We start from the raw sequence: 13,218 nt of genomic DNA, 5'->3' as shown, positions 1-13,218 counted from the left end.
GTATGTCCTCTTCCGTAAGTTGTGCTCCGTCGTTGAGCATGATAAAAGCACCTACTATCTCCCCGTATTTTGTGTCAGGGATACCCACTACCTGTGCATCCTTCACTCCATCGATTGTATACAGGAACTCCTCTATCTCTCTTGGATAGATATTCTCACCACCGCGGATGATCATATCCTTTATGCGGCCCGTGATCCGGTAGTAGCCGTTCTCATCACATGTGCCCAGATCTCCGCTATGCAGCCAGCCATTTTTATCGATCGCTTTTTTTGTTTCTTCAGGCATTTTATAGTAGCCTTTCATCACATTATAGCCGCGGCAGCATATTTCCCCGATGGTATTCGGAGGTAGCGGCTCATATGTTTCCGGGTCCAGCACTGCGGCTTCCACATGAGGGAACACTGTCCCTACAGTCGCCACTCTCAGTTCTATTGGATCATCGGTTGTGGTCTGGGTAATTCCGGGAGACGATTCCGTCAGACCATACACAATTGTAATTTCCTTGCAGTTCATTTCATTTATTACCCTTTTCATGGAATCAATAGGGCAGGTTGAACCAGCCATTATTCCCGTACGCAAGGAAGAAAGATCGAACATCTTGAACATCGGATGAGTGTATTCGGCGATGAACATCGTGGGAACTCCATACAAAGCCGTACATTTTTCTTTCTGAACAGCTGCCAGTACCATAAGAGGATCATAAAGCTCGAGCATCACGAGAGTTGCTCCATGGGTAAGGACAGCCATTACTCCCAGAACTATTCCAAAGCAGTGGAATAGCGGTACTGGGAGGCATAAACGGTCATTAGAGGTAAACTTCTGCCGATCTCCAATCGAAAGACCATTGTTCAGGATGTTTTTGTGTGTCAGCATGACCCCTTTTGGAAAACCTGTTGTACCTGATGTGTACTGCATATTCACTACATCGTTACGGTCAAGTGACTCCTTGATCCTTTGAAATTCCTCCTCGTTCCCATGTTTTCCGAGCAGCAGGATCTCAGCACTGTTATACATGCCCCGGTGTTTCTCCTGGCCAATGAATATAACGCTCTTAAGGAACGGGAACCTCTCACTGCGCAGTTTACCACGCTGCTGTGTTTTAAGCTCAGGTACGAGTTCGTACATGATATCTATATAGTTCACATCCCTGAACCCATCGATGATCGCCAGAGCTTTCATGTCGGACTGCTTTATGACATATTCGACTTCGTGGCTCTTGTATGCGGTGTTTACCGTGACGAGCACGGCTCCGATCTTGGCAGTGGCGAACATGAAGGTCAGCCAGTCAGGGACATTTTTAGCCCATATTCCTACATGATCGCCTTTTCCAATGCCTATAGCCAGCAATCCTTTGGCAAATGTGTTCACACGTTCATCAAATTCCTTGTAGGTGAACCTCAGATCCCTATCAGGATATACCATGAATTCCCTGTCTGGATCATTAGCCACCACATTCTCTAAAACCGTGCCTAAGGTATCTTCTATAAACGGCATATCATATCCCCCTTCGATCTAAACTTTTTCATTCACTTCCTATCTTCGGTGATCAGATGTTCCTGGAGCTTTTTCCTTATGTCATCAGGTATCGGAACAGATCTCTTGTTCAGGAAATCATAGTGAACTGTCACAGCCTGCCCTTTTGCTTTCAGTCCCCCTCTTTGCCAGGCTTCCTGACCTATCGTGAAAGAAGAATTGCCGATCCTTACAATAAATGTACGGATCTCCACGTCCTCACCATAGTACATTTCTCCAAGGTAATCGAATTCGGTCCTTGCAAGGATAAGCTTCCATTTCTCATAGCTTAGACTAAGGTCGGGTGTAAAGAGACGGAAGACGGGATTACGAGCTTGTTCTAGCCATTCAGAGATAGCGATATTGTTAATATGTCTCAGGCCATCCGCATCTCCGAACCTTGGGGTGACTGTTGTTGTGAACATCTGAACTACCTTCTTTAGAGGGGAGTGTACACTACTGCAAGGATCTGTGCCTCCTGCTCCCCTGCTGCATGCACATGATGAGGGATCACAGAATCATAATAGATACTATCTCCCACGTTGAGAGTGTACTGTTCTTTTCCGTACATGATCTCTATCTGGCCTTTGAGCACATAGATGAACTCTTCTCCTTCATGCGCTGAGAGATTGATCTCTGCACATCCTAGGGGGTGGACATCTATGAGGAAAGGTTCCATATGCCGATCTAATTTGTTAGATGCCAGGGATGAGAATTCCAGTATGCTTCTTTGGGGGGTTTTGCAATTGCCAGAGAACCTTACGATCTGTTCGGCCCGTCCGGTCCTTGCAACTACAGGTGTGTTCTGTGTTGCATCATCAAGGAAAGTACCCAGACGCACTCCAAGTGCACGGGCTATTTGTAAAAGGGGTGTCAATGAGGGTATAAGGGCACCATTCTCAAGCTGTTGTATAAGTTCCACACTGCTGTGACTTGCTTCTGCCAGCTCTTCGACTGACATTTCCCGTGCTTCGCGCAACTGACGGATCTTGTTACCGACTAGGTTCTTCTCTGACATGTTCCTACCTCTTCTTGTTAGAATGTACTGGTTTGAAAGCATACGCAATGGTGAGTTAAAAAATTATCCATTTAAACAGCGTTTGCGGGGCTTTTATCAAAATAAATAAGTTGAAAAAGAGTATAGAGATCTATTGAACTGCCCTCTGATACAAGTTACCGGTCATTCCAATGTCCTTCTGAGTAACACTATCACAGGTTCAAAAATCAGATGCTCCATTAAGCATTTCAAATAGCAGGTACAGTTTTTTCGTCCAATGCACCGTCTTTCCGGGATCTCTTGAAGTTTAGTATGAAAGCAGCACCCGAAGGTACGTTGTCTTTCACATCAATGGAGCCGTATCTGTCCATTATAACCCGGGCTATGTAAAGGCCCAGGCCAGTGTTGCCTTTTTTTCCGTGTCTGAAACCTTCTTTGAAAATATATTGTTTGATCTCAGCCGGTATCCCAATACCATTATCAGCTATCCTCATGCTGCATGCTCCGTCATTTTCCAGATTTACAGTTATATCTATCTTAGTGGCATGCCCATGGTCCACAGCGTTCTTGATAACATTATCCATTACGGAATAAAGCCCTTCATCAGCCATCACTATGCAATTATCCTTTATGTCTATTTCAATGGGATGGTTTTTTGAGACCTCGGATATCACTTTATGGAGATCATACGGTTTAAGTTCCAATTGATTGGCGATAACATTCTCCAGTTTTCCCATTTCACGTATACGATTAAAGCTACGGTTAAGTGCCTTATGGGACATTTCCAGGTATTCTTTGTCATTATTTTCTTTAAAGGCATCCAGGGACATGGAAAGGACTATGAGGTCATTGGAGATATCATGCCTGAGGATCTTATTGATGACCATGAGCATTTCAGTAAGGTTTTCCTGAGATCTTTCTAATTCTTTACTTTTTGTTATGTCCTTGCTGACTATCACTATCTCACCGGAAGAGAGCCTGTAAAGATATAGCTCCCGCCAGCCTTCAATACGGCTGTCACGGTAGTATAGTTCTGGAATTACGATCTGGTCCCCGGTTTCCCATACTCTGTGAATGACATCCATAAGCTTACTTTCGTGTACAGCCGAATAGACCTCAGTAAAGTTTTTTCCTAGAACTTCGTTTTTATGGATAGAGCTTAACTTCTCAGCAGCAGGGTTTATGTCCTTGAATCGAAAACTTTGGCCTCTGTCCAGGGTTTCGAGTACAGCAACACCACTACTAAGATTTTCAAAAAGCTCCTGGAATCTTTCCTTCTCTTCTCTTAGCATATTGTCTTTCTTGACAATGTCCTTGGACAGAAGGTCATAGGGATGCACAAAAGCCGTCACCACTATTGCCTTGTATATAAAATAGAACGCCAAGAGCTTGAATAAATGTCCGGTAAGGTTAAAGAAACCATACACATCTTTATACAATGTAAAGGCGAGCTCTGCCAGTACTGCAACCGCTATGGATGCTATCAGCATATTAAGTACAAAAGGTTCGAATTGATCTTTTTCCTTCCAGAGCAATCCCAGGGCACCGATGAACATGCCTGCTATCAGGTATTCGCTGTATATCTTGAAAGTTGTTAGTCCTGTATCCTCTATGTAACATGCGGGAAAAGTGTTTGAAAATATGGATACCAGAAGAATAGTTGTTATGATGGCATATATCCCCAGTGTGGAATATGCCTTCAGCTCTTTTTTCATTATCACTGGAGCAACAAGGAAAGTGGCTGCTTCCAGATACCTTGCACCGATCCATAATTGAGTAGGGAGATTTGCATCTTGTGTGGGAAATACTCCCATGCCTTTGTATGCTAATGCATGGAAGAGTTCAATGATCGCGATGAACAAATAAGATATTCCGAGAAAAAGCAGGTAATTGTTCCGAATGGTTCCCTTGGAGAACCAAGTGATCATAAAAAGCATCACGGCTATAATTATGATGGCCATCTCAACAAGAGTGTGGAACAACAGGTAACTATACACGCTGGCAAAATATAAGGCTGTGATGACGATCAAACTGACAATGGCCTCTGAACCAGTAAGGAGCTTCCATTCAGTTTTCAAACCGACCTCCACATTTAAAAAGTTTTATCTCATCACTTCCCCATTTGGAATATTGGTCATGTCTATTATATAACTTATGCATATGAATCAACGCAGCACTTTTTGAGAGCATTAATTGCATATGTCTGTAACCAGATCGGTTTTGTAAAACGTGGGAGAAGATACTGTAAAAAAAGTGTGTCGTAACTAGCTGCATTTTAACCATTTATGTTTCAGCGTTGAGTTCTGTTAGAATAAAAACCGAGTTTTGCTTCACGTTTCATGTGTCATATTGTTGAATATACAGATGTTGCAACTGATCTATGTCAAGTGTGCAAAAGTTGATTATCAAAAGCTCTAAATATAATTAAATCAGTATATTAAGTGAAGTATATTTTTTAAAAACAATTCTATGTCCTCTCTGATAAGGACTGGTGATAAAAATGCAAACCAATCTAAGTAGAAAAATCAATTGTGGAATCATATTGTTACTTCTGGTAATGGTCTCAGGGGTCAGTACTGCCGCCGAAATCAACATGGATTTCGTAAGCAGGCTCGGCGGAGGCATTACCGGGGTCGCAGTTTCAGGCAATTATGCCTACCTTGGACAGGGACAGGATATCGTTGTGATGGATATCACAAATGATGCCGATCCGACAAAAGTAGCAACTTATACTACTGATGGTATCGTTTCAGATATTGTAATATCAGGAACCAACGCCTATGTGGCAGACGACACGGGTGGTTTTTTGATAATCGATATTACTACTCCTTCTTCTCCAACCCTGATCGGCAAATACACAGGAGCAGGTAACGTAATGGGCGTTGCCATTTCAGGCAATTATGCCTACATTAGCTGTCGTGTCGATGGTCTTGAAATTCTAGATATCTCAACTCCTTCTTTGTCGATGACCCGTACAGGTCGCTATGACACTACCGGAAATGCACAGGATGTTGCTGTTTCAGGCCAGTATGCCTATGTAGCAGATGGTGCGAACCTTACTGTTGTAAATGTCAATACTCCAGCATCCCCAACACTTGAAGATTATCTCCCCATTGCGGGTGCAACAAATGATCATGGTGCAATAGATATCACTATATCAGGCAATTATGCCCATGTAGCATGTGGTGCGGTTGGTGTTGCGGTTGTCAACATTACTGATCCTTCCAACGTAGCCCTTGCAGATACCCTTGACACTGGTGGCAACGCAGAGAACATTGCTGTCAACGGGACCTATGCCTATGTTGCAGATGGGACCAATGGCCTTTTGATCCTTAATATTACAGATACTTCTAATATCGCTCTTGCAGCCAATCAGAGCATTGACGGACATTCATATTGTGTTGCTGTCTCAGACAACATTGCCTATGTAGCTTCCGGTTTCAGTGGTCTTACGAATGTAGATATCACGAATCCTTTATTATCAAGCATTGTTGGTAATTATGCCAGTGCAGGTTATGCCCGTGATGTTGTCTTTGCAAACGATAATATCTATGTAGCCCACGGTCATGGTGGTGTCTTGAAAGTGGATGTTATGCATCCCTCTTCAGCAAGTATCACAGACACTTATGAAACAGATGGTTTTGCATCCGGTGTTACAGCATCAGGTAATTATGTCTATGTAGCTGCCGGTGAAAGCGGCCTTATAGTGCTGGATGCTTCAGGTTCAACGCTTAGTGAGTTAGACACAGCGACTTTCGGAGACTTTGCATATGATGTTGCCGTCTCAGGCGATTATGCTTATGTAGCCGCTAACGCCAGTGGTCTTTTAATATATGACATCAGTACGAAGACTGCCATAAGTCCGGAAGGTACTTATGACACAAACGGAACTGCAGAAGATATCGTAGTCTCAGATAATTATGCCTATGTTGCAGATGGTGACAATGGTCTTGTGGTCGTGGATATCAGTAATGAAGCCTTGCCGACTCTTGCAGGCCATTATGATACCACAGGCTATGCACAAGGTATCGCCCTTTCAGGCAACTATGCATATGTGGCCGATGAAAGCACTGGTCTTGTGGTCCTGAACGTCAGTGATGTTTCCAGTATAACCGTTGCTGATACTTATGATACTACCGGATCTGCAAGTGCTGTTGCTGTCTCAGGAAATTATGCCTATGTGGCAGATGATACCCGTGGAGTCATTGCTCTGAATGTATCCGATGCTTCTTCAGTGACCCTTGTAGATAGTTTCAACACAGTAGGTACCTCCTATGGTGTTGCGGTTTCAGGTAATGACCTCTATGTCGCTGACCATGGTAATGGTCTCGTAATTTTAACGCTGCGTCCAGACAATGTCTATGACAGTGTAGGTGTTTATAATAACGATGGTACTTGGGCTCAGTGGCGCACAACTCTCGAATATGCAGAAATAGTCGGATTCGGCTGGGCAAACACTGAACCTATAGTAGGCGATTGGGACGGAGACGGAGTTGAAGAAGTAGGTGTATACAACCGTGATGGAAACAACTTCGTTATTCAGGGTACATCTGGAGCTGAAATAATTGGTCTTGGCTGGTCTGGTGTAACGCCTGTCGTTGGAGACTGGAATGGTGATGGTGCTGAAGAAGTTGGTGTTTACAACAATGAGGGTACTTGGGCTCTGTGGAACACAACTAATAATAGTGCCGATATCATTGGGTTTGGCTGGGCAAACACTGAGCCAGTCGTAGGTGACTGGGATGGAGACAACGTTACTGAGCTTGGTGTATACAACACCGATGGAAATAACTTCGTCATTCAGGGTACATCCGGGCCTGAAGTCATCGGTCTTGGCTGGTCAGGTGTAACGCCTGTAGTCGGAGACTGGAATGGCGATGGCTCTGAAGAAGTAGGTGTATACAACAATGATGGTACCTGGGTTCTGTCGGGCGTTGGTGAAATAGGATTCGGCTGGGCAAACACTGAACCTATTGTAGGCGACTGGGACGGAGACAACACTACCGATCTTGGTGTGTACAACACTGCAGGAAACAATTTCGTGATCCAGACTGACTCAGGACATGAGATCATAGGTCTTGGCTGGACAGGTGTGACCCCTGTTGCAGGCACCTGGACATGATCTCCTTTTTTTTAAAAGGAGTTAGCAATAGCCAGAATATTCGAAAACTATGGTGTGCTTTTGTACGGATGTAGAAGTTTATGGTGGGAAATAAACTTCTACCCAATCTTTTTTAAAAATCTGTTCAATGAAGATCAGCCTTAAGTTTGTTTTTGGCCACGATCAAATGAGCTAAACAATTCTAAATATTTTCTTTCAATTGTGTCCCATGAATAATTCTTTTCCACATATCTTTTTCCATTTTCACCCATCTTAACTTTTATCTGATCATTTGAGCAGAAATATCTGAAGCATTCTCTGAATTCCTCATAGTTCTGATACCACAGACCTGCATTGCTTCTCAGGCAATGTCCTTTTAACACGTCACATTCACCATTGACCAATACTGCTGTTCCACAGCCCATTGCTTCCAGGGTTACCAGAGATAAGCTTTCATAAGGTGAAGGCATTATCAAAAATTGCGCATCTCTCAGCAAAGAATATTTTTCATCTTCGGAGATGAAACCAAGATATTTTATTTTCTCGTGCTTTGGTATCTCTATTGCATCCAGGCCTGCAAGTACAAGGGTGGGAATGTCCGGAAACTCCTTCAGTAATCTCTGATAGTATTCGAATAATTGATAACAACCTTTTGATCCTTCGATCCTGCCAATATATAGCACATAATCCATACGTTCCAGCATTTCAGTATGCTGTATACTATCTGGAACCTCTATCCCACACCCTATAATGTCAGATACTTTTTCTTTTCCGATACCCACTTTTCTTTCAACCAGCTTTTTCTCTTCAGGTGTGCAATATATAATCCCATTTGCACTTTCAAATATCTCTTTTGTTGTGCTAAGGTCAAGAGCAGGATCATTTTCAGCAAAGGGAACGATCAGCGATCTGGTTCCAGCCTCCTTTATCCCATAATATGTTGGATAATATCGGAATGTAAAAAAAACAAAGCAATCATAGTTATCCCTGTTATGGGAAATGTACTGCACCAGTCCGGGGCAATTTGGCCCCTGTTCGTTTATCCATGAGATCTCATCGTTTATTGTATGTGCAGAGTAATAAACAGCTTCCTGTATCTTTGTATGTTTATTTGGATTTCTTTTTGCTGCGTTCCTGAACCTATGTATACGAACCCCACTTATTATATCAAGACCTTCAGGATATTCATTTTTCCAGAAATGATACTCTGCTGCACAGGTAGTAAGAATTTCTATCTCATGGTATTGTCTCATTCTCTCGGCTACCAGTCTTGTGAAGTATTCGGCACCTCCGACAATATCTTCTCCATACCTTTGGACAACAAAAGCTATCTTCAAGTTTAAGCTATCTCCTTCAATTTTGCAATTATGGATGCTGCGATCTTGTCCCACGAATATCTGGATTCAACAAGTTTCCTCGCGTTTAGCCTTAACCTATTTCGTAAGGTTTCCGTGTTCATCAGTTCGATTATTTTTTCACGCATCTGATCTTCGGTACATATCAAGGCATGTATCCCATTTTCAATATCCAGACCTCTTGCACCTGTAGGAGTGCTGATGGTGGGGATGCCTGCACTCATATAGTCCAGCATCTTTAAATTCGTTCCCGAGCCGCTGAACATGGGATTTATGGCCAGGTCTGCCAGCTTATAAAGCTCATATTTCTCATCTTCATCGACAACACCGAAAGCCAGAACATTTTTCGGGAAATCTTCATATTCGTGCATATAATAATGTTTTATACTTCCGATAACTAAAAAAACACAGTCCGATAATTTGCTGGTGATCTCATCCAGAATGAACTTTAAAGCCTCCAAATTCGGGGGATGCCAGCTACCAATAAATAGAATAGTGCGGTGATCAGATAGTCCAACTTCTTTTTTCAGCTGCTTCTTTTCTTCCAGGCTTATAAGTTCAATTTTTGATGCATCCACTCCATTAGGAGTTACAAGGATCTTATTTCGGGCAATGCCATATAAGAGCATCAGATGCTCCTTATCTTCATCAGAGGTTGTAAAAACAAGATCCGACCTTTCAGCCGCTTCTTTCTCAATATCGAATACCTTTTGAGAGTAACGGATACCTGCGTAGTCCTTTTTAAGAAGGTATTCTACATTGTGTGATTCATATACGATGATCTTTTCATTCAGATCGACCCAGTTTTTCAGCACAAAAAGGTATGGGTGTGAGAATATAACTATGTCGGCGTCATCAGCCAGCTTTTTTACTTTTTCAATGTAGTTCTCTGATCTTTCAACAAGATCTATCATGAGGACATCATATAGGTTCAAACCAGTCTTTCCTTCTATCTCCCACTGGCACCTTGCGTGTTCGATGCTCTGTGGAATACATATTTGTGTCAGTCCATTCTTCAAGATAAGTTTCTGCTCCTCCTTATCATTTTCAATTATGGAGCAAATGGTCACATCAAATTTCTTTGCAAGTCTGGAATATATATTATATAGCCTTTGCTGGCCTCCCCCTCTTGGCGGATAACAGGAGTAAGTAGCCAATACAAGGACCTTCTTTTTTCTCTGGGATCGGATATCTCTTTCTCCTATCAGTTTAGCTACAAAGTCATTCCATGAGATCTTTTTTACTTTTTCATTTGCAAGAAGTCCCATTTTTCTGGCTTCTTCCACATGTTCAACGAAATAATTTATTTTATCTGCGATATGTTTAGGTTCAGGGTCAACTATAAACCCGGTTTTTGAATCCGACACAAATTCCAGGGGGCCACCACTGTCAAATGCTGTTATAACAGGTTTGGCACTCATCATTGCTTCAATGGTGATGTAACCATAGTCTTCATCCTGAGGAACGAACAGGACGGCAAGAGCATTTGCATATAGGTCTACCAGTTCATTTTCTGTAACGAACCCAAGGAATTCTATCCTTGTATCACCCTGAGCCAGTTCCATGAGCCTGGCCTTTTCGGGTCCCTCACCTGCGATCTTTAACCTGATGTTATGTGGAACGAATTTCATCGCCTCGATCAGCATATCTATACGCTTTGGGCTGTCCAGCCTGCTTGCAGTGAAAAGGTATTCAAAGCCACGACACTCAAAATCCTCTATCTTTGAAGGTGGATATATGACCTTGACCCGTGCAGAAGGCGGGAAGTAATCTTGCCGTTTTTTTACATTCTCCGATATAGAAAAATATTCTCTGATGTTCTCATATGACAATGCCCAACGATCAAGAAAATGGATGATCTTTCTTATGAATGGTCCTGGAAATGTGAATAATTCTTTTGTGTAATTATCCTGTTCGGATCTCAGCTGGAATAGTTTCTGGAACAGGTCTTCTACGTTCTTGTCCTTTCTGATCCGGATCTCAGTGATATCAAGGATCTCTTTAACAAGGCCGGTTCTGAGTTGAGCAGGAACTTCCGGATCATCATTACACAAATGATATGTATCGTACAGTCCCCTTAAAGGATGGACCATATATACTATGTGGTTACGATGTCTGACCATCCATGAAGGATATTTTGTGGAAATGATCATATCAAAATGTGATAGGTCCAATTGATAGAATTTATAATATGATTCAACCAGATCCCAGAAGGTATTCTCTTTAGTTGTCAGTTTTATGAGTTCACATTGGTGTGAAGTATAATTGTTTATGGCATCCTGCATACCACTGAACAGCAGTTCAGCTCCTCCGATAGTGAAAGGTACAGGACTTGGTGCAATGATTGCAATTTTCATATTATACCTCTTACTCATCCTTTTCCGTATTTGCAAAATCCCATTTCTACGCAGGGTCAATTTTCAGGCATGTTGATGTTATCATAGATAAGACATGAGCGTTCAGAATAATATTTATCAAGATGCTTTAGCATTGTCTGTGAATATCCCAGGACTTATTCCTCACCCTTAGCATTTAACCCATCCTTTCAAAGACGATCCTGTAGAAATCTGTCAATTGGTAACGCTTTACTTATATATAGGTTTGGTGAATATTAGTTTTAGTGTGTTGTTCTCTCTAATATCAATTTGCACTCAATAAGAAAAGAATAATGCACCATATCCCGGGTTCAAATGTGGGTTATTTTGATCTTTTTTCATTCGCTGTTCTCTCTGTTCCTTTTCACAAGATGAATGCAATTGTGTATCTGTAACTGCAGATGATGTGTCATGAGCTCACACAGAGGCGATACATCAGGAACCTTTTTGAGTTACAGCATCCTTTTTCCTCCGCATCCGTAAGGAATGCCACAGCCTTTCACAATCCGTACTTCACTTCAAGGCCAAGTATTTCCCTTGCACCCATGGCAATGTCCCTGGCAATTTCAGCACAACCGATAGCAGCACTCCATCTGTCAAGTACATGACTCTGTACTCCAAGGTGCTGTTCTATCTTTTCAACGACATATGGTATCTCAGCTACTGAACCTTCTATAAAGACAATGCCATGTACACCGTAATCCTTCAATAGCACCTGCATGCTGGCTATTTCCATGGCAGCAAAGAGCGCCAGTGTATCAAGCGCCAGTAAAGCCTTTGGTTCTTTCCTGTCTGCAGCATCAATTAACTCTTGCCTGCCAGAATAACCGGCTCTTTTGAGCACACCGGTATTTGTGAATGCCTCATTAGCACTTTTCTGTCCCTTATCAACTTCGCGGATAGCTCTCACATCCAACGGTCCATGGTGCAGGCCGGGTGCAAATATGCAGGCATCTATGGCTCCTATTATCCTTCCCTGTGCTACCCCCAGGGTCACAGTGTTCGAACTGATGTCTGATAGCACAAAATCCTGAGATCCCTTACAAAAGGCGTGGTATGCAATACCTATCTTTTCTGGACTGGTGGAATGAGAAAATATATTCATTCTGGGATCAGTGTTACTACCTTCGTGGATCCCTGGTATCACTACTGCAGGTATGCCGGAATTAAGTATGGCATCAAATACCTTTGACCCACCTCCTGTTTTCTGACCGGCGCCTTCTATGCTCTGGACACCTCTGTGTTGCACAGTGTGGATATCTTCTATAGCAGTGATACCATCACCCATAGAATAGGTGACTGCTATAAGCCCTATATCTTCTCTGCCAATCCCGAAACTTTTTTCAAGGGCACTTATGATCTGTTCCCCTGACATGGCCGCTGCATCCGTGCGTAGTATTTCCAGATTCACAGGTTCGTGTGTTCCTTCGAACAACGCAGTGAATCTCATTGCTGTCGTGCCATGGTCCACTCCGACATAGATCATTTTACCCTTACTCCAATCAATTTGAATGTTCCTCTATCATCTGGTTCAGTTCATTCATTATGCGCTCTCCACTTTGCACATCTCCCACAGTCGTGATTATCCTCAGTTCCTGGGAAGAAGTACCGTGTGAGATCAGAAGCCTCAGGTTGCCTCTGTCATCCGGTCGCAGTACTTTGCCAATGATAAGACCACCAGGATTGTTCTTTCCTCTCACAGTGATCACTGAAGGAACTATCTTCTTAACTTCTGTATGAAGGCTGATGAGCCGCACAAGTTTTTTTCCGTGCCTGCCCCCAATTATTGTCGTATGGGAGCCCCCGATCTTATTGTGGGGTTGTGCGACCGTAGAACACTGCCTGATGTCCTCTTTCATCTCATGGGAATTCTAATA

9 protein-coding genes are annotated in these 13,218 nt (G+C 42.7%); 1 reads left to right on the top strand and 8 read right to left on the bottom strand.

Translation table 11 applies throughout. The annotated features are described in order from the left end of the window. The 4 genes from AB7U21_RS00345 to AB7U21_RS00330 all read right to left on the bottom strand — a co-directional run. Window positions 1-1,495 (bottom strand): AMP-binding protein (locus AB7U21_RS00345; protein WP_428386376.1); only part of this gene is annotated, 1,495 nt, incomplete at its 3' end. Between the two features lie 32 nt (window positions 1,496-1,527). Beyond that, window positions 1,528-1,938 (bottom strand): thioesterase family protein, encoded by a 411-nt coding sequence (locus AB7U21_RS00340; RefSeq protein ID WP_333786404.1) that lies wholly within the window; start codon window positions 1,936-1,938, stop codon window positions 1,528-1,530. Window positions 1,939-1,952: 14 nt separating this feature from the next. Beyond that, window positions 1,953-2,531: an XRE family transcriptional regulator gene (locus AB7U21_RS00335; RefSeq protein WP_333786405.1), complete on the bottom strand. Its 579-nt coding sequence runs from the start codon at window positions 2,529-2,531 to the stop codon at window positions 1,953-1,955. Window positions 2,532-2,758: 227 nt separating this feature from the next. Continuing rightward, on the bottom strand, window positions 2,759-4,588 hold the full coding sequence (locus tag AB7U21_RS00330; RefSeq protein ID WP_428386373.1) for an MASE3 domain-containing protein: 1,830 nt from the start codon (window positions 4,586-4,588) through the stop codon (window positions 2,759-2,761). 464 nt (window positions 4,589-5,052) lie between these two features. On the opposite strand from AB7U21_RS00330, the gene AB7U21_RS00325 reads away from it, so the two are divergent. Further along, window positions 5,053-7,632, top strand: a complete 2,580-nt coding sequence (locus AB7U21_RS00325; protein ID WP_428386371.1) for an LVIVD repeat-containing protein — start codon at window positions 5,053-5,055, stop codon at window positions 7,630-7,632. 140 nt (window positions 7,633-7,772) lie between these two features. On the opposite strand, the gene AB7U21_RS00320 is transcribed toward AB7U21_RS00325, so the two are convergent. From AB7U21_RS00320 to AB7U21_RS00305, 4 genes are all read right to left on the bottom strand, one after another. Further along, on the bottom strand, window positions 7,773-8,948 hold the full coding sequence (locus tag AB7U21_RS00320; protein ID WP_333786408.1) for a glycosyltransferase family 4 protein: 1,176 nt from the start codon (window positions 8,946-8,948) through the stop codon (window positions 7,773-7,775). A gap of 2 nt (window positions 8,949-8,950) precedes the next feature. Beyond that, window positions 8,951-11,323 (bottom strand): glycosyltransferase family 4 protein, encoded by a 2,373-nt coding sequence (locus tag AB7U21_RS00315; RefSeq protein ID WP_333786409.1) that lies wholly within the window; start codon window positions 11,321-11,323, stop codon window positions 8,951-8,953. A 517-nt stretch (window positions 11,324-11,840) separates the two neighbouring features. After that, window positions 11,841-12,827 carry a methanogenesis marker 12 protein gene (locus AB7U21_RS00310; protein ID WP_428386368.1) on the bottom strand — a complete coding sequence of 329 codons (987 nt, stop codon included), beginning with the start codon at window positions 12,825-12,827 and terminating at the stop codon, window positions 11,841-11,843. A gap of 16 nt (window positions 12,828-12,843) precedes the next feature. After that, window positions 12,844-13,200: a DUF2103 domain-containing protein gene (locus tag AB7U21_RS00305; RefSeq protein WP_298685224.1), complete on the bottom strand. Its 357-nt coding sequence runs from the start codon at window positions 13,198-13,200 to the stop codon at window positions 12,844-12,846. Window positions 13,201-13,218: the final 18 nt, after the last annotated feature.

The organism is Methanomethylovorans sp., assembly GCF_050177135.1.
Taxonomy (GTDB): Archaea; Halobacteriota; Methanosarcinia; order Methanosarcinales; family Methanosarcinaceae; genus Methanomethylovorans.
This window is presented reverse-complemented; position numbering and strand designations above follow the sequence as displayed.